This window comes from Mesorhizobium sp. SARCC-RB16n, assembly GCF_008520305.1.
Taxonomy (GTDB): Bacteria; Pseudomonadota; Alphaproteobacteria; order Rhizobiales; family Rhizobiaceae; genus Mesorhizobium.
Genome location: NZ_ML703264.1, coordinates 408614 through 429190, shown reverse-complemented (window position 1 = coordinate 429190; position 20577 = coordinate 408614). Strand labels below are relative to the sequence as shown.

Genomic DNA, 20577 nt, shown 5'->3' with positions numbered 1-20577 from the left:
GCGCGGCAATTCCAGGCCGATCAGGCCGGGGTCATCAGCGCCGGCAGCAGCGCGCCGGAAATATGCTGCACCACGTTGACGCCCTTGGCATGCACGATCGGCTGCGCGAACTGCAGCAGCGGCAGCACATAGGCCTGCTCGGCGATGTATTTGTCGACCGCCTTCCAGCCGGCGATGCGCTTGGCCTCGTCCTTTTCGCCCCAGAGCGGGCCGATCTTGGCGTCGAGATCGTCGGTCTTCCATGACGAGTGCGGCGATGGCCCGAACATGGCGAAGCCCGTCGAGGTGGTCGGATCGCCGATGGCGTTGCCCCAGTTGTAGAAGGCCGCCGGCGCCAGCTTGTGCGCGGCGCGCAGCTCGTAGTGCTTGGCGATCTCGTAGACTTCGATCGTTGCCTCGATGCCGACCTTGCGCCACATGCCGACGATCGCCTGTACCATTTCGTAATCCTTGGGCTTGAAGCCCTTGGTCGTCTGGATGGTGATCTTGGCCGGCTTCTCCTGTGAATAGCCTGAAGCGGCGAGCAGTTCCTTGGCCTTCTCAGGATTGTGCTCGACCTTGATCGAGGCGTCGTAGGCGGCGTATTCCGGCGTCTCCAGCGTGTCGATCGGCTGGCCGTAGCCGCGCAGCAGCCGCTTGACCAGAAGGTCCTTGTCGACAGCCATCACGGCCGCCTGGCGGACGTTCTTGTCGAGCATGGCATCCTTGTTGTTGAAGAAGATCATGCCGATGTCGGAAACGTTCTTAATCGAGCCGGCAAGCCCGTCCTTGGCGATCAGCCGGTCATACTCCTCATAAGGGATTTCAAGCGTTACCTGAGAGGAGCCGGATTCGACCTCGGCGACGCGGCTCGCGGCGTCGGTGACGAACTTGATCGTCACATTCTCGAAGGCCGGCTTGCCGCCCCAGTAGTTCGGGTTGGCCTTCAGCCGCAGGAAGGCGTTGCGCTCGAATTTTTCGACCATGTAGGGGCCGGTGCCGATCGGCGCCTTCTCGAAGCCTTCGGCGCCGACCTTCTCGTAATAGGCCTTAGGCATGATGTAGCCGGTCAGGAACGACATCCATTTGAAATAGACCGGGTCGAACTGCACCACGTCGCCAGTGATCTTGTAGCCGTCGATCTTGAAATTGTTGACGTTCTTCCAGACGAACTGGATCGGGTTGCCGGTCTTTTCGTCGCCCGCCCGTTGCAGCGACCAGACAACGTCTTCCGGCGTGAACGGCGAACCGTCATGCCATTTCACGCCCTCGCGCACCGTCATCATCACCTTGGTGCGGTCGTCGTTCCAACCCCATTCGGTGAGCAGGCCTGGCGCGAAAGACAGGTCCGGCTTCTGCGGGATAAACTGATCGAACACCGACTGGTAGAGGCCCTGGATGGTCGGGTTGACGGCCGACGGTCCGGTGGTCGGATCCCAGGACGGCAGGTTCACATTGTAGGCGATGGTCAGTTCGCCGGCGGCAGCCTTGGCGATCTTCGGCAGGCCGACGGCGGCCACGCCAAGTGCCGCGGCACTGTATCCGAGCAATTCGCGTCTGTTGATTGTCATGGTCGTTCCCCTTGTTGGTTTATTGTCTTTGCGCGGCTTCGTCCGGTCATTGGTTCGGGCTTCGTAGGCAGCAGCGCCTTGCTCTCGTCGCCTCTATGAATCGTCGGATCTACCTCCCGCCAAGCTGTTGCGCGAGCATGAAGCCCGAGGCGGCACCCGTGCCGGCACCGGGCCATGTCGCGGCGCCGGTGAGGTGCAGATTGCCGATCGGCGTGTTCCAGCCGGCATAGCCGCGCGCCGGGCGAAACAAAAAGTTCTGGGACAGATGATGACTGCCGCAGACCTGGTCGCCACCGACCAGGTTCGGGTTCTCGCGCTGGAGATCGATGGGCGAAAACACCGCACGGCCGAGGATCTTGCTTCGCAGGCCTGGCGCGTAGGTCTCGATGATGTCGAGCACCCGGTCGGCATAGGCCTCCTTGACCTCGTCCCAATGCGCTGGCGCGATCTTGGCCGAGGCGTCGCCCACGATTTCGGCGGGCAGCATGCGCACCTGCACCCACAGAACATGTTTGCCCGCAGGCGCGCGCGACGGATCGACCGCCGTCGGCTGGCCGACGACCAGCACCGGTTCGTCCGGCAACATGCCTGCCATCGCCTGCTGATAGGTGCGGGCCATCTGGTCGAGCGATGGCGCCAGATGCACATAGGCAAACTGCCGAAGCTCGGCCCCGGCGCGCCAGTCCGGCAGGTCGTCCTGCGCCAGATGGATCATCATTGTGCCCGGCGCATGCCGGAATTTTTGCATCGCCATGTCGAAGCCGGCGTTGCCGGAACCGCCGGGCAGCAGCTTGCCGGTCAGCGCCTTGGGCGCGACGCCTGCGATGATCGCCCTGGTGGCCGTATGCGTTTCGCCGGAAGCGAGCCGCACACCGGTCGCCTTGCCGCCGGAGACCTTGATCTCGGCGACATCGGCGCCGGTGACGATCTTGCCGCCTGCCGACGTCACCATGCCGGCCAGCGCCCGGATGATGGTATCGGCGCCGCCCTTGCCCAGCACCATGCCGAAACTCTGGTTGGCCATCGATTCCAGATAGGGAAACACGGCGCCACCGGCGATGTCGGGGGCGAAGTCGAGATGCATTCCCCAAGTGGCGAGCGTCGCCCTGATGTGTGGAGACTCGAAGTTTTCCTCCAGCCACGCGCGCGGCGACGACAACAGCAGCCGGCCGCTGTCGAGCGCGCCGGAAACACCCTTCTTGCGCCACAGGTTCCAGGCTGTGCCGGCAAGCGCACGGGCGCTCATCGGCAAGCCCAGCAGCTTGAACAAATGCTCGGCCTCGGCCGGGAAGGCGGCGACCAGCCTGCGCCATGTCGCGGCATCGGCGGCTGAAAAGGCAGCCATGCGGCCGGCGGTCTTTTCCAGATCGTTGCTGACGCCGAACCAGTGTCCATCCGGAAAGGCGCTGGCGAAACAGTCGGCGACCGGCGCGAACTCCAGCCCCTGCGCTTTCAATTCATTTGCATATTTCCGGTGAAAGGCGGAGCCGGCGAACAGGCTCAGATTCATCGCGCCGAAGTCGTGGCGGAAGCCGGGGAGGGTGAATTCTCGGGTCTGGACGGCGCCGCCGATTGTTGCGCTGCGCTCGAAAACCCCGGTTTTCCAGCCCTTGAGCGCCAGATGCGCGGCGCATGCCAGAGTGTTGTGGCCCGCCCCGACAAAGATGGCGTCGAACTCGCTCACGCCCCGTTCCCATTTCCTTTATGCTTAAAGATAATTGCAGATGCATATGTTTTCGTCTAGTAGGATATTAAGGGCCGAGACGAGCCTTGATCATGTCAGACAAGAGGGAACAGAGACCATGGACACCCAAAAACTCCTCGGCGAAGTCGCCGGCCAACTCCTTTCCGGCGCCATCAAGGTGGTCGACCTGACGGCGCCGCTCGGACCGGACACACCGCTGATCAAGCTGCCGCCGGAGCTTGCCGTCGACACGCCGAAAGTCGAGATTCACTCGATCTCCCGCTATGACAAGAACGGTCCGTGGTGGGCGTGGAACTGGCTGAAGCTCGGCGAGCATTCCGGCACGCATTTCGACGCGCCGCAGCATTGGATCTCCGGCAAGGACTATCCGGACGGCGCCACGGACACCATTCCGGCGCAGAACTTCATTGGCCCGGTCAATGTCATCGACTGTTCGACGGAAGCCGCCGCCGATCACGATTTCCTGCTCACCGTCGACCACATCAAGGCCTGGGAAGCCAAGCATGGCGCCATCAATGCCGGCGAATGGGTGGTGATGCGCACCGACTGGTACAAGCGCAACGGCTCGGAAGCCGAGTTCCTCAATGCCAACGAAACCGGCCCGCACACGCCCGGCCCGACGGCCGAAGCCATCCAGTTCCTGATCAGCAAGGACATCAAGGGCTGGGGCTCGGAGACGATCGGCACCGATGCCGGCAAGGCCGGCGGCATGGAGCCGCCCTTCCCGGCGCACACGCTGATGCACAAAGCCAACCGCTACGGCCTGGCCAGTCTGTGCAATCTCGACCAGCTGCCGCCGAAGGGCGCGATCCTGATCGCCGCACCGCTCAAGATCGAGCACGGCACCGGCAGCCCGATCCGCGCACTGGCATTGGTGCCGGGGAAATAGGGCGAGGGCGGTCTTCGGGAGAAGATCATGCGGGTTGGCGAGGCGATAGAGAGGCAGGTTGGCGCTACTAGCGCACTACGGCGCCCCCCTCTGTCCTACCGGACATCTCCCCCACGAGGGGGGAGATTGGCAGCTTTGACGCCTCGCTCATTCTTGCAACGTCGCCGATTGGCGAAAGCCGGCGTGGCAATCGATCTCCCCCCTCGTGGGGGAGATGTCCGGCAGGACAGAGGGGGGCGCCGTAGAGGGCTGACCTCGCATGCCTACCTGCTGGCCCCGTGGGATCATCAATGAACACCCCCGATCACATCATCGTCGGAAGCGGCATCAATGCACTGGTCTGCGCGGCGATGCTCGGCGGCAAGGGCGCGAAAGTGCTCGTTCTCGAACGCAACGACCGCATCGGCGGCTGCATGCGCACCGAGGAGATCACCGCGCCCGGCTTCATCCACGACGTGATGGCGACGACCTTCGTGCTGTTCATCACCTCGCCGGCCTTTGCCGCGCTGGGCGCCGACCTCGCTCGCCACGGGCTGGAATTCTGCCATACCAGCACACCGACCGGCGTGCTGCGGCCGGACGGCAGCCACGCGGTGCTCGCCACCGACCGCGCCGCCAACATCGCCGCGCTCAACAGGATCGCGGCCGGAGACGGTGACCGCCACGCGGAAGATGTCGGCGGCATCGAACGCAATGCCGGCCTGCTGTTCGGCTTGCTCGGCGGCGCGCTTTGGTCCTATCCGACCGCAAAGCTGCTGGCCGGCGATGCATGGCGGCGTGGCCCGCGCGGGCTTGCCAACTTTCTCGGCGACGCGCTGATGCCTGCGCGCGGCTGGCTGGAAAGCACGTATCAGTCCGAGACCGTTCGCGCGCTCTGGGCGCCGTGGGTGCTGCATGCCGGGCTTGGCCCGGAAGATGCCTTTTCCGGCCAGATCGCCAAGGTGATCGCCTTCGCGCTGGAGGCGGCCGGCGCGCCGATCGTCAAGGGCGGAGCGCAGAACCTGCTGTCGGCTTTCGAGGCGCTCATCAAGGAGCGCGGCGGCGTCATTTCCACCGAAGCGGACGTTGCCTCCATCCTCCTGGACGGAGGTCGCGCCACAGGCGTACAGCTGGCCTCGGGCGAAATGGTTCACGCCACCAAGAGCGTCATCTGCTCGGTCACGCCGACGCAGCTTTACGGTCGTCTGCTCGGCAAGGACGCTCCGAAGGACGACGTCGAAGCGACGCGGAAATACCGCTATGGCAAAGGCAACTTCCAGATCCACTACGCCCTCGACAAGCCACCGGCCTGGCGTGGCGAGGGCCTCGACAAGGTGGCGCTGTTGCATCTGACGCCGGGACTTGATGGTGTCTCAAAGGCCTGCAACGAGGCGGCGCGTGGCATGCTGCCTGAGGTGCCGACCCTCTGTGTCGGCCAGCCGCACGCGCTCGATCCATCGCGCTGCCCGGAAGGCAAGGCGATTCTCTGGCTGCAACTGCCCGAGGCGCCGCGCCACATCAAGGGCGACGCCGCCGGCAAATTGCAGGCGCCGGCTGATGGACAATGGACCGAGGCGCTGCGCGAGGCCTATGCCGATCGCGCCGAAGCCATCCTCGCCAGCCATATCGACGGCTTCCGGGACAGCGTGATCGCGCGCCGCGCCTATTCGCCTGCCGATCTCGAGGCGATGAACATCAATCTGGTCGGCGGCGACCCCTATGGTGGTTCGTCTGTTATCGACCAGTCGTTCCTGTGGCGGCCGTTCAAGACCAGCCGCAACCACCAGACCGGCATCAAGAGCCTCCATCATATCGGTGCCTCGACCCATCCCGGTGCTGGCCTCGGCGGCGGCTCCGGTTTCCTGCTGGCGGGGAAGCTGTGATGGAACAGAAGGTCGCCGAAAAATGCCAGCGCATTTCGACCCTCGGTCAGATCGGCCTGCAGCAATTCGCGCCCTATCTGATGAACCGCATCATGGGCCGCTACAATGCCACCTTGCGTGACGATTTCCGCAAGCAGGGCCTGAGCATTTCGCAGGTGCGCACGCTGGCCGTGCTGTCGGTCACCGACGGCGTCACCGTCAACGACCTCTCGGTCTATACGGTGATCGAGCAGTCGACCTTGAGTCGCACGCTGGACACGCTGGAAGGACAAGGGTTCGTGCGGCGCGAGCAGGGCGTCACCGACAGCCGCATCCGCCATGTGTTCCTGACCGACGAGGGCCGCGCCGAGTTCACCCGCGCCTGGCCGGCCATGCATGACGCGTTCGAGGCCATGTTCGACGACATCGACGATGCCGAATATGCAGCGCTCATCGCGACGCTTTTGAAGATGCTGAAGAACATTCGCAAGCACGACATCTAATGCATGTCGCCCAAAAGTGGACCCGGTTTTGGGGAAACGACATGCATAAACAAGGATTCTAGAACGCACGCGCCGCCGGATGTCGGCGGCAACGGAGGGAGGCAGAGATGGCCGAACGGTCTTTTGCCAAGGAAGTCGAAAAACTCAGGCTCGGTGCCGGCGAGGAATTCGCCGGCGAGGGCATCCTCGCCATCACCAAGGCGCTGCTGCAATGCGGCGTCGGCTATGTCGGCGGCTATCAGGGCGCGCCGATCAGCCATCTGATGGACGTGCTGGCCGACGCGCAGGACATTCTGGGCGAGCTCGGCGTGCATTTCGAGGCCAGCGCCTCGGAAGCCACCGCCACCGCCATGCTGGCCGCCTCTGTGCATTACCCGATCCGTGGTGCCGCGACCTTCAAGTCGACCGTCGGCACTAATGTCGCTTCAGACGCGCTGGCCAATCTCGCTTCGGGCGGTGTCACCGGCGGCGCGTTGATCATCGTCGGCGAGGATTATGGCGAAGGCTCCTCGATCATGCAGGAGCGCAGCCATGCCTTCGCCATGAAGAGTCAGGTCTGGCTGCTCGATCCGCGTCCGAACCTGCCGTCGATCGTCAAGGCGGTGGAGGACGGTTTCGAGCTGTCGGAAATCTCCAACACGCCGGTCATGCTGCAGGTGCGCATTCGCTGCTGCCATGTGCATGGCCATTTCATCGCCAAGGACAACAAGCGTCCGCCGATGACGGTGGCCGATGCGCTCGAAGCGCCCCGCCGCGATACCGGACGCATCGTGCTGCCGCCCGCCTCTTTCCTGCACGAGAAGGAGAAGGTCACGAAGCGCTGGCCCGCGGCGGTGGAGTTCATCGCCAAGAACAAGATCAACGAGTTTTTCGGCTCGGATCACGGCTCGGTCGGCATCGTTATGCAGGGCGGCATGTACAATTCGGTCATCCGTGCGCTGCAGCGGCTTGGCCTTGCCGACACCTATGGCGACACGGATGTGCCGCTCTACGTGCTCAACGCCGTCTATCCGCTGATCGACGACGAGTTCCTCGCCTTCTGCGAGGGCAAGCAGGCGGTGCTGGTGGTCGAGGAAGGCCAGCCCAACTATATCGAGCAGGCCTTTGCCGCCATGCTGCACAAGGCCGGGCGCGGCACCCGCCTGGTCGGCAAGGAGCATCTGCCGATGGCCGGCGAGTACACCGGCCAGGTCATGCTCGACGGCATCGGCTCCTTCCTGCGCGCTGAAACGCCGCATCTTTTGCCGGGCGAGGTGCGCGCGCCCAACAAGGTCGGCGACGGCGTCGACACGGCTGATCTGATCAACGTTGTGCCAGGCCGCCCGCCCGGCTTCTGCATAGGCTGTCCGGAACGGCCGATCTTTGCAGCGACAAAACTGGTCGAGCAGGAGCTCGGCAAGCACCACATCGCCTCCGACATCGGCTGTCATCTGTTCTCGATCATGCCGCCGTTCGAACTCGGCGCCACCACGATGGGCTATGGGCTGGGGCCGGCCTCGGCCTCCGCCTTCAATTCGCCCGACGCCAAGCGCCGCTCGATCTCTTTCGTTGGCGACGGCGGCTTCTGGCACAACGGCCTCACCTCCTCGATCGGCAATGCGGTGTTCAACAAGAACGACGGCGTCATCGTCATCGTCGATAATTTCTACTCGGCCGCGACCGGCGGGCAGGACATTCTGTCTTCGCGTGCGGGCAACAAGACCAAGTCGACCAAGCATCCGATCACCGAGGCGGTGAAAGGCATGGGCGTCAAATGGCTGCGCCATGTCGACCGCACCTATGATGTCGGCAAGATGCAGGACACCTTGCGCGAGGCACTGACGACGGACGAGAAGGGTCCGAAAGTCATCGTCGCCTCGTCCGAGTGCATGCTCAACCGGCAGCGCCGCGAAAAGCCGCTGGTCGACAAGGCGATCAAAGGCGGCGAGCGCGTGGTCAAGCCGAAGTTCGGCGTCGACGAAGACATCTGCACCGGCGACCATGCCTGCATGCGGCTGTCCGGCTGCCCGTCGCTGTCGGTCAAGTCGCTCGACGATCCGCTGCGCGACGATCCGGTGGCGAGCATCGACCAGAACTGCGTCGGCTGCGGCAATTGCGGCGAGGTCGCCGATGCGGCGGTGCTGTGCCCTTCCTTCTATCGCGCCGACGTCGTGCACAATCCGAGCCGCTGGGATCGTTTCCTCGAAGCCACGCGTCGCGCGACGATCGGCTTCCTGCAGAGGCGGCGCGAAAGCCGCCGCTTGACATTCGCCGATGCTTGAGCCCGTTCCTTCCCTGCGTCCCAAGTCCGGCGCTGCCGATGAGCCGGTGATCAAACTCGCCGTGCTGGCGGTTGGCGGCCAGGGCGGCGGCGTGCTGGCCGACTGGATCACCGATGTCGCCGAGCGCAATGGCTATGTCGCCCAGTCGACCTCGGTCGCCGGCGTCGCCCAGCGCACCGGCGCCACGATCTATTATATCGAAATGGCCCGCGACACCGGCCGGCTGCCAGTCTTCGCCCTGTCACCTTCGCAAGGCGACGTCGACATATTAATCGCCGCCGAGTTGATGGAAGCCGGCCGTGCGATCATCAGGGGCTTCGTCACGCCCGAGCGCACCACTCTGATCGCTTCATCGCATCGCATCGCCGCCGTGTCGGAAAAGATCGAACCGGGTGACGGCCGCGCCTCGTCGTCCAAGGTCCACGCGACGACGGAAGCCGCATCGAAGCGCTTCATCGCTTTCGACATGGAGAAGATCGCCGCCGACAACGGCTCGATGATCTCGGCCAGCCTGCTTGGCGCGCTGGCCGGCTCCGACGCACTGCCGTTTACCCGTGAAAGTTATGAGCAGGCGATCGGCACTGGCGGCCGTGGCGTCAAGGCCAGCCTCGCCGCTTTCGGCGCTGCGTTCGATCGCGCGCGCGGCGTGGCGGCAGCACCTTCTTCGAAGCCGGGGGAGCCAGCGATTGTCGAATCCACCCTGGATACCGGGCGCGTCAGCGGTCCGCAAAATCTGCTGCAAGGATGGCAGGCCCAGGCCGCTCGCATCGACCTGATGCCCGGAGCCGTGCGCGACATGGCGCTTCGCGGCCTGAGAAAGGTCGTCGACTATCAGGACATCGCCTATGGGCGCGACTATCTCGACCGGCTGGACAAGGCCGTCGCACTGGATGGCGTCGACCATGTCCATGCGCTGTCCATCGCTGCCGCCAAGCATCTGGCCAATGCCATGTGCTACGACGACATGATCCGCGTCGCCGACCTGAAAACGCGTTCGACGCGTGACAGGCGTGTGCGCAAGGAGGTTGGCGTCAATGACGATTCGGTCCTGCAAGTGACCGAATATTTCCATCCGCGCATCGAGGAGTTCTGCGGCACGCTGCCGGCGGGGCTCGGCAGCTACGTCGAGAACCGGCCCAAGCTCGCAGCCTTCCTCGACCGCCGCATCAACCGTGGCCGCCGCATCCGCACCGACAGCTTTGCCGGCTTTGCCGCCCTCTGGTTCATCGGCGGTCTGCGCCGCTGGCGCCGCGGCCTGCTGCGTCACAAGGTCGAGACGGAGCATCTGGAACGTTGGTATACGCTGGCGCTTGGCTACGTACCCTCAGACTATGCGCTGGCCGTCGAAATCCTCAACTGCCGCCGGCTGATCAAGGGCTACAGCGACACCCATGTCCGCGCCCAGTCGAAGTTCGACCGGGTACTCTCAGCTCTCGACTTGCTCAAGGACCGCGACGACGCCTCCGACTGGATCCGCCGCCTGCGCGAGGCGGCGCTCAAGGACGAGAAGGGCGACATGCTCGACGGTGCGCTGAAGACCGTGGCAACACTGGGATCATCTCCGGCCTCTTGAGATTCCAGCGCTCCGCCGATTGCCGGTCGCCAGGCGCTCTCTGGTATTGAAGCCGGAGGTGGAACGCGGCCGGTCGCCACCCGAGTGCATCTTCTTGCTCATCGCTTCTTAGCTTCGTCGCCTTTGTGAACGTCGTTCATTTTTGTACTTGAACATTGTTCACGTTGTGATAGATTGGCCTTATGAACATTGTTCATAGAGAGAAGCGGAAATGTTGAAACACTCCACATAGACGCGGCGCGGGGCCGCTGGCCGGAACGAGCCTGGACCTGCGATCCCCGGGAGAATCAAACGCGGTAAGAAGTTTAACCAGCTCACCTTATCACAACGATCGAAACGCGCATGAACCCGCGGGATCACCGGAGCATCGCCGCGTGGTTCCGCCAAATGGGAAATCGCCATGAACACGCATCTCATGCTTTCGCGGCGCTTCGCGCCGCTTTTCTGGACGCAGTTCCTGTCCGCCTTCAACGACAATTTCCTCAAGAACACACTGGTGTTCCTGATCCTCTTCACACTGGCTGCCGATCAGGCGGCCTCGCTGGTCACTTTGGCCGGCGCCGTGTTCATGGCTCCGTTCCTGCTCCTGTCGGCGCTGGGCGGCGAGATTGCCGACCGCTTCGACAAGGCGCTCATCGCGCGCCGGCTGAAATTTGCCGAGATCGGTGCCGCCGCCGTCGCGGTCGTCGGCATCGCGCTGTCCTCCATTCCCGTGCTGATGACGGCGCTGTTGATGTTCGGCGTCATCTCGGCACTGTTCGGGCCGATCAAGTACGGCATCCTGCCCGATCATCTCGAGCGCAAGGAATTGCCCCGCGCCAACGCCTGGATCGAGTCGGCGACCTTCGCCGCCATCCTTGGCGGCACGATCGTGGGCGGCGTGGTCTCCGCCGACGGCATTGGTGTCGCCATCTTCGGCCCGATGATGATGATCCTGGCGGTCGGCTGCTGGGTCGTCAGCCGCTCCATTCCTTCGACCGGCTCCGCCGCGCCGAACCTTGTCATCGACTGGAACATCTTCCGCTCGACATGGCGGCAGGTCAGTGAATTGCGCACCGACACGCGCATCTGGCGCGCCGGATTGATGACCTCGTGGTTCTGGCTGATCGGCGCCATCGTGCTTTCGATCCTGCCCACGCTGATCAAGGATCAGCTCGGCGGCAACGAGATCGCGGTCACCGCCTATCTCGCGGTGTTCGCCGTCTCCATCGCCATCGGCTCGGCGATCGCCGCCTGGATGTCGCAGGGCCGCATGGTGCTCCTTCCGGCGCCGGTCGGCACGGCGCTGCTGGCGCTGTTCGGCTTGCACCTTGCCTGGACGATCTGGAGCATGCAGCCCTCGCCCAAGGCGGAAACCCTTGGCCTCTTCTTCGCCGGGTCGAACACCATCCGTGTTGCGATCGACCTTGCCGGCATGGCCATTTCCAGTGCCTTCCTGGTGGTGCCGACCTTCGCTGCCGTGCAGGCCTGGTCGCCCGAGGCGCGCCGCGCCCGCGTCGTCGCCGCCGTCAGCATCGTCAACGCCGGCTTCATGACGATCGGCGGCATCCTCGTCGCCGCCATTCAGGCCGCGGGCGTCTCTATTGCCAGCGTGCTGTTCGGGCTTGCCGCCTTCAATGCCGTGGCCGCCTGGCTGATGCTGAAATACTTGCCGACCAACGCCTTCCGCGATTTCGTCTCCATCCTCTTCCGCGCCTTCCATCGTCTGGAAGTGGAGGGCCTGGAGAACCTCAAGGCCGCGGGCCCGGCGCCGATCCTGGCGCTCAACCATGTCAGCTTCCTCGACGGTCCGCTGGCTCTGACGCTGACCGACGAAGAGCCGGTCTTCGCCATCGACTATACGATCGCGCAGGCCTGGTGGATGAAGCCGTTCCTCAAATTGACCCGCGCCCTGCCGCTCAATCCGGCCAAGCCGATGTCGACGCGCACGCTGATCAAGATCGTCCAGAACGGCGATCCGCTGGTCATCTTCCCCGAGGGCCGCATCACCGTCACCGGCGGGCTGATGAAGGTCTATGACGGCGCCGCCATGGTGGCCGACAAGACCGGCTCGATGGTGGTGCCGATCCGTATCGAGGGGCTGGAGAAAAGCCCCTTCTCGCGGCTGACGGCGCAGCACGTGCGCCGCCGCCTGTTCCCCAAGGTCAAGGTTACCATCCTGCCGCCGGTGAAGCTCAAGGTCGCCGATGAACTGAAAGGCCGCAAGCGCCGGGCCGCCGCCGGCGCTGCCCTTTATCAGGTGATGTCCGATCTCGTCTTCCGCACCCAGCATATCGACAAGACCGTGCTCGAAAGGATTATCGAGACGGCGACCGAGCGCGGCATGAAGCAACTTGCCGTGCAGGATCCGGTTACCGGTTCGCTGAGCTACGGCAAGCTGCTCACTGGTGTCGCGGTGCTCGGCGAGAAGTTCGAGACGCTCTATGCCGGACAGGACACGCTCGGCATCATGCTGCCCAACGCCAATGGCGCCTGTGCCGCGCTGCTCGGCGTCATGTCCGCCGGCAAGGTTCCCGCGATGATCAACTTCACCGCCGGCGCCGCCAACATCCTGTCCGCTTGCAAGGCGGCGCGGGTAACCACCATTCTGACCTCCCGGGCCTTTGTCGAGCAGGCCAAGCTCGGCGCGGTGGTCGAGGAGATCGGCCGGTCGGTGAACATCGTCTGGCTCGACGATCTGCGCGCCACCATCGGCCTCAAGGACAAGCTGCTTGGCCTGCTGCGCAAGAGCACGCCCAGGGTTGCCCGCAAAGCCACCGATCCGGCGGTGATCCTGTTCACCTCGGGCTCGGAAGGCACGCCGAAGGGCGTGGTGCTCACCCACCGCAACATCCTGGCGAATGCCGCGCAGGCCGCCTCGCGCATCGATTTCCATTCGGGCGACAAGGTGTTCAACGTACTGCCGATCTTCCATTCGTTCGGCCTGACGGCGGGCACGGTGCTGCCGCTGGTGTCCGGCGTTCCCGTCTATTTCTACCCTTCGCCGCTGCACTACCGTATCGTGCCGGAGCTGGTTTATGCCTCGAACGCGACGATCATCTTCGGCACCGACACCTTCCTCAGCGGCTATGCGCGTACCGCGCATCCCTATGATTTCCGCTCGGTGCGCTACTGCTTTTCCGGCGCCGAGCCGGTCAAGGCCTCGACGCGCGAAACCTATATGGAGAAATTCGGCCTGCGCATTCTCGAAGGCTACGGCGTTACCGAGACGGCGCCGGTGATCTCCATCAACACGCCCATGTACAACAAATCAGGCACGGTCGGAAAAATCATGCCCGGCATGGAATACCGCCTGGAACCGGTGATCGGCGTCGAAGGTGGCGGGCGGTTGTTCGTGCGTGGCCCGAACGTCATGGCGGGCTATCTCAGGGCCGAAAAGCCGGGCGTGCTCGAACCGCTGCAAGACGGCTGGCACGACACCGGCGACATCGTCAGCATTGACGATGCCGGCTTCGTCAGCATTCGCGGCCGCGCCAAGCGCTTCGCCAAGATCGGCGGCGAGATGATTTCGCTGGCGGCCGTCGAGGCGTTGGCGGGCGAGCTGTGGAAGGGTTCGCTGTCGGCGGTCGCGACCGTGCCGGATCCGCGCAAGGGCGAAAAGCTGGTGCTCATCACCGAGGCCGAAAAGGCGACGCGCGCCGAGTTTCTGGCCTTTGCCAAGACCAACGGCGCGATGGACCTGATGGTGCCGGCCGAAGTGCGTATCGTGGCGCATGTGCCGGTGCTTGGCTCGGGCAAGATCGACTTCGTCGGCGTGACCCGGCTGGTGCGCGGCGAAGACTTCGCGGCCGCCAAGGTCGAGGCCGCCTGATCCGGCAAGAGCGTGGCAACGCCGCGTCAGGAAACGCGGCGTTGCCAGAGTCTCAGGCGATCAGGTTCGGCATCGACTTCACTGCGTTCGAGTCCGGAAACACCTTCTCGCCAAGCACCGCGGCCGAAAGGCCGAACTGGTCGGCGAGCAGGCCCTTCAGCACCGCCCTGACATCGCTGGTCGGCGCAAGGTCGCGTTGCTGATAAAGTTGCGCCGGCTTCAGCCCCGGCCAGTCGGCGATGACCCGGCCGCCCTTGATCGCGCCGCCGGCGAGCAGCACCACGGTGCCGGTGCCGTGATCGGTACCGACCGTGCCGTTGATCTGCGCCGTGCGGCCGAATTCGGTGATGGCGACGATCGCTGTATCCTTCCAGCGCTCGCCGAGGCCCTTTTCGAATTCCTCGAAGGCGCCGTCGAGGCCGCCGAGCAAGGTCGCGAGCCGGCCGGTCGCGCCCCCTTCGTTGACATGGGTATCCCAGCCGTCGAAGGCGAGTGCCGCGACGCGCGGCCCGTCATCGGCCGCGATCAGCTTGGCCGCGCCTTGCGCGGCCTGCCGCATGCCGGCGGCGCTGTCGAGGCCGCCTTTCGGTTTCATCGGCATGGCGCTCATCTGGTCGTCGAGCGCCATGCGGTCGGCGTCGAGGCCTTTTTTCAGCGCCGCCGCCAGCACCGGATCGCGGTGCTGGTAGAGATCGAGAACGCGCGTCGCGAGATCACCTGCCGGCGCCGGCAGCGATTGCGGCGCCCAGCCTAGCACCGGTGCCGCTCCGCGGATCACCAGTGGCGTCGACGGTCCTACGGCCAGGCCGCCAAGCGTTGCCACGCGGTCGCCTGCCGGCAGGCTTTCCAGCGCCCGGTTGAGCCAGCCGGTGGCGACATGGCCGGGGCCGGCAAAGCCGCTTTCCAGCACATCCTGGCCATCGAAATGCGAGCGCTCGCGGTAGCCTGTCGCCGCCGCGTGCACGACAGCCGCCTGGTTTGCCTTGAACAGGCGCGCAAACACCGGCATTGCCGGATTGACCGCGAAGAAACCGTCGAGCGGCAGCGCCGCATGCGGGCCGGAAAGTGACAAGGCGATGTCGCCATGCAAGCCGGCATAGTCGGGATCGCCGACCGGACCGACTGCCGACAGGCCGTCCAGCGCGCCGCGTAGCACGATGACGATCAGGCGAGGGTCGCGATTGTCGGCGGCACGCGCAAGCCGCGGCAGATAGGCCCAGGCGAACAGCGCGCCGCCGGTCATCAGCACGGCGCGGCGGGAAGGGTGAGGGGTTTCACACAGCAGGCTCATGACTTGGTCTCCATCCGTCGGCGCTGGCGCTATCGTCTCTGGAACTCGGGCGCCATCAGCAGCAGCGCCAGGCCTTGCTGCTTGGATTCGGCGCGGGCGACCGCCTGGCGCGTCTCCGGCGAGACGGAGGGACCGATGACCGCGTCGAGCATGTCGTTGGGATTGCCGATATCCTTCACTTGCCTGGCGGCCTGCCAGGCGATGTCGAGGCGTGTCTTCATGCCTTCGGCCGATGCCCAGCTGTCCGCCTGGTCGGGAAAGCCGTTCGGTCCGGGCGGCCGCCAGAGCGGCTCGCCCAGCGCGTTGAGCCAGTTTAGCGACTGGCCGGGGTCGTTCGGTCCCGGGCCGGCCGCCCGCCTGATGGCTGCGACATAGTCGAATGGCGAGCGCATCTTGGCCAATGGCGTCGACCACGCCTCCGGCATGTCGATGAGCGCCGCCGCCAATGCCCTGAGATTGCCGTCGTTCTTGATGAACACTTTGGCCAGACGGGCGACCGCCGCCGGCGGCGGTTCGTCCGCTATGAAATGGCGGGCAAGTTGTGTGGCGATGTGTTGCGCGGTCGCGGGATGATGGGCGATGTCGTTGAGCGCGGCCTCGGCCTGGCCCATGCCGCCGGCCGGATAGATTTTGCCGAGCAGCACCGCTTCGCCCGGCTCATGCGCATTGGCGTTGAAGACGAAACTGCCGGGTTCGCCCAACCGTCCTTCCCGTCCGGCCATCGTCCAGCCGGTCAGGATGCGCGCGAAGCTGGTGACGTCGGCCTGGCTGTAGCCGCCGACACCCAGCGTGTGCAGTTCCAGGATCTCGCGGGCGAGGTTCTCGTTGAGGCCGCGCTGGCGGTTCCTGCCGGCGCGGGAGTCCGGGCCGATCGACTGCTGGTTGTCGAGATAGAACAGCATGGCCGGATGCCGCTCCACCGCCATCAGCATGTCGGCGAAGCGCCCGAGCACGAAGGGCCGGATGGCTTCCCGTTCGAAGGCCCCGGCGCTGGCGCGCACGATGTTGCCCTTGGCCACGGAGACGCAGAAATGGTTCGACCAGAAATAGACCAGACGCTCGACGAAGCCGGCTTCTGCTCGCAAGGCCTTGTCGAAGCGGGCCTGGGCTTCAGCCCGGTACAAGGTGGCTTCGACCGGAGGGGTGGCAGGCGTGGGCTTGGGGGGTGCTGCGGCTGGAGCGTCCACTTTGACGGGAGCGCTCGCCATGGCCGGCGCGTTTGTCGCGGCCGGGCCATTTGCCGGCTGCTCGGCGGCCGCTTTCATCAGACTCCTGTCGAGCCTGCGCTGGAAGCGTGCCGCCATGCTGGCCTGGATGGCTGCTGTGCTCCCCAGGAGGTCGGCGTAGGCCGGATCGTCAAGCGATATCATGGCGATGTCGGGCCGCCGCAGTTCCGCCTTGAGATAGCCGCGCGGATCGGCGCCCAGTCTGTCGCGGTCGCCGGGGCGGGCTCCAAGCCCGAATCGGTTGAAGGCGACGAGGGTTGGATCGGGCGGGGAATTGGGGGTCGGGATAGCCAAGTCAGCTCTCCACGTCTTGGGCTTCCTGCGCGACGCGCATGAAGCCGTTCTATATCATGCCAGTTCGAACGGAGCCGTGGGGCCGACGACGTTGTCGGCCCCGAGGCCTTTACCAGCGATGCCAGCGGTGCCAGTGACGGTGCGGATGCCCGACATAGAAGGCAGGGCCGACAATGTAAGGGCGCACGACAACGCGGTTCGGCACGCAGCGCCCCCAGCGGTTCGGATGCCAGCCGATCCCGCAGCCCCAGCGGACATGCTCCACCACCGCTGGAGCCGCCGGTTGGGCGACGGACACGATCGGCATTGCATTGGACGTCGCGGCAGTCGCGACCGTTCCACTAACGGCCAGGGTAGCGGCTGCTGCATACTTTGTCAGACGGTTCATGGTCGAACTCCGAGTGCTTTTCGAGTTTGAAGATAACCGGCCCGCATCACGAGATTGGATCGGCTTGTCCCTTCCTTTCGTTGAACGGCGTCGCCGGGATTTTCCGTCGGTCGTCACGGCGATTTTTTTGGTACTACGGCCGCGCGGCGTTCCACATGGCGCATCAGTGCCGCAGCCAGCGCGCTCCGGTTCTGCGGCGATGTGTTCGCCGCGAACTCGACAATGGCCTGTTCAAGCCGAGTGCGCACGGTCACGTCAGCGTTGCGCGCCCGCTCCAGGGCGGCGGACAAAGCCGCGGTGTCCACAACCGGTTGGCGCAACAGGTCCGCCGCCTCCTGCCTTGCCTGCTGGCCGTCAAGAATAGTCTGGCGGGCCTCCATGCGTACTTGCCGCAGCGCCTTGCGAAAGGACTTGCGGTCTTTTTCGGGAAGCTGTCCCCCGGCCGACTCCAACGAATACCCGGCGCCCGCCCTGGCATTTCTCAGCCAGACGGCCCCGCTGACGAATGCCCCGGCAAGAAAGACGTTCAGCACGACCGAGGCGATGACCAGAACACGAATCCAGCGTGTGCTCATAGGCTCTCCTCACCATTTTCGGCATCGGGGTTGGCATCGCCAAACGCCGTCGCGTTTGCATCCAGCACATAGTGATCCGATCCGGCTTCCGGCGTGACAATGCTTACCAGGGCCAGCCCGGCGACGGCGCCGGCCAGACCAATGCCGGCTAGTCCCAGACCCAGCCACCAGACCCGCTGGCGCCGGCGCCGGACGAGGTGCCGGTCGGCCGCGCGCAGGATGCTGTCGTGCAGCGCCTTGCCGGGATGCTGGACGCTATAGCCGTCGAGCAGGGCGTCAAGCGTGCCGGCGTGCCGCGAAATGGCCTGGCCTGCTTCGCTCGAAGCAAAGGCCGTTGCGGCTTCGCGTTCCGCTTCCGGCCAGCGGCGCAAATCGCCACCATAGGCTTCCGCGAGCGCCGCGAAACGCTTGGCATCCATTGCCGTGTTGTCTTCGATGTCTCTAGCCATCTGTTTTCCCCTGGCCTCTTGGTGCCGCGTGCCCGCACGGGTTGAAAACGACGCAGGCCGGTTCCCACCGGACGCGCGCAAGGCGCGATGAATGTCCACCATTCGCGCCTTTCTCAATCATGGCCGCCATCCCTGGCCAGCATCGTCTGCAGCGCCCGCCGGCCGCGCGACAGCAGGCTCTCCAGCGCATCGACACTGATCTCCAAGGTCGCGGCCGCCTCGATGTTGGACATCTCCTGGTAGTAGACCAGGATGATCGCCTCGCGCTGGCGTGGCGCGATTGCCTGCAAGGCCCGCTCGACCCGATGCGCCTCTTCGCCGGGATGGGAATCGGGAAGCGGGGCAGGGTCGACAATGTCCGGCATCTCGTCGGTCACCCATTCGCGGCGCCGGCGCAACCGGTCGTAGCAAAGGTTTAGCGTCACCCGGTGGATCCAGGTGTCGAAGCGTGCATTGCCTCGCCGCCACTTCGAGGCATGGCGCCAGATGCGCACGAAGGTTTCCTGCGCGACATCCTCGGCCTCCGCCGCATCGCCCAGCATGCGCACGGCAAGCGAAAGGATGCGCGGCAGCTTGCGCGCGACGAGCGCCTGCACCGCCGCGGGGTCGCCAGCACCGACCCGACGAACCAGCTCCTCGTCCGGATCGGCGCTCATCGGCTGGCGTACTCCCGATATCCATCACACGTCATAGCCTCTTGGTCACTGCTCCGGCTTGGGAGCGGATTTGTGGCCCGGCATCTCATCGGCCGTCAGAATGCCGTCGCCATTCTTGTCCAGCCTGGCAAAGCGCTTGGCGAAGAACGCATCGAGCTCGGCCCGGTCGATGAAGCCGTCATGATTGGAATCGATGCGCGCGAAGGATTTGGCGGGGTCGCCCTTGACGTTGCGCTTGGCCTGAAAGGCCTCCCACTCCACCAGGCTGATCTTGCCGTCGCCGTCCGTGTCGGCGGCCATGATCGCCTTCTCCCGCCGTTTCTGGAACTTGGCCAGTGTGATGTCGGACTTGGCAGCCGACGACGTGGCGGCAGGTGGCGTGGCAGCGGGCGGCGTGGCGGCCGGTGGCTGTGTCGCTGTCTGGGCCAGAGCCGCGGTGGTCAGCAGGCTCAAGGCAGCGGCAAGGATCGAACGGCGTATCATGCTTCACGTCTCCGGTTGGCGCGTTGCCATGGCCCAATGCCATGTCAGGCTTCAACCGTTAAACGTCGCGATCGGAGAAATCCGTCGGTCGTCGATGCCGATCACGCTGCGTGCCGGCGATGACGGACCTTGGCGACCCAGCTAAGCAGCAGTCCGCCGCGTCTGGATTCGCGTTGGCCCTTGGCGAAAGCGGGGATTACGCCGATTGGTCGGCGGCTACCAGCTGATCCGATTTGAAGCCGGCGTGCTGCGGGGTCCAAACATCGCCCTCTTTGTTGAACCAGTGGCACAGATACATGCCGGAAGCGGCGCCGTCGCTGACCGTCATCTTCGGGCCTCCCGACCTCAGCTTGACGACGTCTCCGGTCTTGAAAGTGTTGGGCATTTGGACCTCCCATGCTGACACCGGTTATTTCATACCAAAACCGGGGTCCCGACAATGGCATATGGGTCGTCTGGGTTGCTGTCCCATGCGGCGATGCGGAGGCGGATTGCGCCCTCGGGGCCTCCGCAGATCAGTCCACCTCGATCACACGCCGGACCGGCTTCCTGACCGGCTCGCGTCGGCGCGCAGGCGGAGACTTGTCCGCCGATGCCTCCTGCCGCAGTCTCTGCTCCCTCAGGCGGGTTGTCTTGGCGTCCCTTGCGTGACGCTCGGCATCCAGCACCAGCTTCGCCTCGCGGTCCGCTCTTTCAAGCCTTTCCTTGTCGACACGCCTCGGCACTTCAAAACCTCCTGTCTCTAGAACCGTCGGCAGGAAATGTGCGACCCAAGCGTCTGTTCCAAAAAACAGGCGTCTGTTCCAAAAAAATAGAAATGCGATCTCCATCATTTGTTGTTGAAATGCAGGATCGCTCGCTTGCCAGCGAATTTCCGGGCCCGGAGGACCTCGCACCTGTGCCGATATCTGCAAGTCGCACGACTACCCGGCCTGGCAGAAGCAAGCGGCCGGGATTCAGGCCATGTTCCGCACATCCAAGCTGCTTCGATCATCGGTTTGAAAAACTGGTGCCGCTTAGGTGACTCGAACACCTGGCCTGCACAAGCGACTCGCTTGTGCTGATCGGCCTTCAAGCGGCCT

17 protein-coding genes are annotated in these 20577 nt (G+C 64.7%); 6 read left to right on the top strand and 11 right to left on the bottom strand.

The genetic code is table 11. The features are described 5' to 3' along the window. Positions 1 to 20: 20 nt before the first annotated feature. A complete protein-coding gene (locus tag C7I87_RS12750) occupies positions 21 to 1550 on the bottom strand; it encodes an ABC transporter substrate-binding protein (protein WP_149904532.1) in 1530 nt (509 codons plus the stop codon). A 109-nt stretch (positions 1551 to 1659) separates the two neighbouring features. Further along, on the bottom strand, positions 1660 to 3234 hold the full coding sequence (locus C7I87_RS12745) for a phytoene desaturase family protein (protein WP_149904531.1): 1575 nt from the start codon (positions 3232 to 3234) through the stop codon (positions 1660 to 1662). Between the two features lie 118 nt (positions 3235 to 3352). On the opposite strand from C7I87_RS12745, the gene C7I87_RS12740 reads away from it, so the two are divergent. The 6 genes from C7I87_RS12740 (at position 3353) to C7I87_RS12710 (ending at position 14133) form a co-directional block, all read left to right on the top strand. Further along, a complete protein-coding gene (locus C7I87_RS12740) occupies positions 3353 to 4144 on the top strand; it encodes a cyclase family protein (RefSeq protein WP_149904530.1) in 792 nt (263 codons plus the stop codon). A 290-nt stretch (positions 4145 to 4434) separates the two neighbouring features. Next, entirely contained in the window at positions 4435 to 6006 is a 1572-nt protein-coding gene (locus tag C7I87_RS12730; RefSeq protein WP_149904529.1) for a phytoene desaturase family protein, read from the top strand. Further along, positions 6006 to 6488: a MarR family winged helix-turn-helix transcriptional regulator gene (locus C7I87_RS12725; RefSeq protein ID WP_149904528.1), complete on the top strand. Its 483-nt coding sequence runs from the start codon at positions 6006 to 6008 to the stop codon at positions 6486 to 6488. The genes C7I87_RS12730 and C7I87_RS12725 overlap by 1 nt, the downstream gene beginning before the upstream one ends. A 107-nt stretch (positions 6489 to 6595) precedes the next feature. Then, complete coding sequence (locus tag C7I87_RS12720; RefSeq protein WP_149904527.1) at positions 6596 to 8749, top strand: thiamine pyrophosphate-dependent enzyme; 2154 nt, start codon at positions 6596 to 6598, stop codon at positions 8747 to 8749. Next, the gene (locus tag C7I87_RS12715; RefSeq protein ID WP_149904526.1) at positions 8742 to 10322 is read left to right on the top strand and encodes an indolepyruvate oxidoreductase subunit beta family protein; all 1581 of its coding nucleotides are present in this window, start codon (positions 8742 to 8744) and stop codon (positions 10320 to 10322) included. Before C7I87_RS12720 ends, C7I87_RS12715 begins: the two co-directional genes overlap by 8 nt. A gap of 400 nt (positions 10323 to 10722) precedes the next feature. Next, on the top strand, positions 10723 to 14133 hold the full coding sequence (locus C7I87_RS12710; RefSeq protein WP_149904525.1) for an acyl-[ACP]--phospholipid O-acyltransferase: 3411 nt from the start codon (positions 10723 to 10725) through the stop codon (positions 14131 to 14133). Positions 14134 to 14185: 52 nt separating this feature from the next. Here the strand turns inward: C7I87_RS12710 and C7I87_RS12705 are convergent, their stop codons facing one another. The 9 genes from C7I87_RS12705 to C7I87_RS12665 all read right to left on the bottom strand — a co-directional run bounded on the left by C7I87_RS12705 (position 14186) and on the right by C7I87_RS12665 (position 20409). Next, positions 14186 to 15424 (bottom strand): DUF1501 domain-containing protein, encoded by a 1239-nt coding sequence (locus C7I87_RS12705; RefSeq protein WP_149904524.1) that lies wholly within the window; start codon positions 15422 to 15424, stop codon positions 14186 to 14188. A gap of 29 nt (positions 15425 to 15453) precedes the next feature. Next, positions 15454 to 16944, bottom strand: a complete 1491-nt coding sequence (locus C7I87_RS12700) for a DUF1800 domain-containing protein (RefSeq protein ID WP_149904523.1) — start codon at positions 16942 to 16944, stop codon at positions 15454 to 15456. Between the two features lie 109 nt (positions 16945 to 17053). After that, complete coding sequence (locus tag C7I87_RS12695; RefSeq protein ID WP_149904522.1) at positions 17054 to 17332, bottom strand: GCG_CRPN prefix-to-repeats domain-containing protein; 279 nt, start codon at positions 17330 to 17332, stop codon at positions 17054 to 17056. A 113-nt stretch (positions 17333 to 17445) separates the two neighbouring features. Beyond that, the gene (locus tag C7I87_RS12690; protein WP_149904521.1) at positions 17446 to 17907 is read right to left on the bottom strand and encodes a periplasmic heavy metal sensor; all 462 of its coding nucleotides are present in this window, start codon (positions 17905 to 17907) and stop codon (positions 17446 to 17448) included. After that, positions 17904 to 18356: a hypothetical protein gene (locus C7I87_RS12685; RefSeq protein WP_149904520.1), complete on the bottom strand. Its 453-nt coding sequence runs from the start codon at positions 18354 to 18356 to the stop codon at positions 17904 to 17906. Before C7I87_RS12685 ends, C7I87_RS12690 begins: the two co-directional genes overlap by 4 nt. A gap of 113 nt (positions 18357 to 18469) precedes the next feature. Next, complete coding sequence (locus C7I87_RS12680) at positions 18470 to 19012, bottom strand: RNA polymerase sigma factor (protein WP_149904519.1); 543 nt, start codon at positions 19010 to 19012, stop codon at positions 18470 to 18472. A 45-nt stretch (positions 19013 to 19057) separates the two neighbouring features. Beyond that, complete coding sequence (locus tag C7I87_RS12675; RefSeq protein ID WP_149904518.1) at positions 19058 to 19495, bottom strand: EF-hand domain-containing protein; 438 nt, start codon at positions 19493 to 19495, stop codon at positions 19058 to 19060. A gap of 196 nt (positions 19496 to 19691) precedes the next feature. Continuing rightward, positions 19692 to 19880 (bottom strand): YodC family protein, encoded by a 189-nt coding sequence (locus C7I87_RS12670; protein WP_149904517.1) that lies wholly within the window; start codon positions 19878 to 19880, stop codon positions 19692 to 19694. Positions 19881 to 20010: 130 nt separating this feature from the next. Continuing rightward, a complete protein-coding gene (locus C7I87_RS12665; protein WP_149904516.1) occupies positions 20011 to 20409 on the bottom strand; it encodes a hypothetical protein in 399 nt (132 codons plus the stop codon). Positions 20410 to 20577 lie beyond the last annotated feature (168 nt).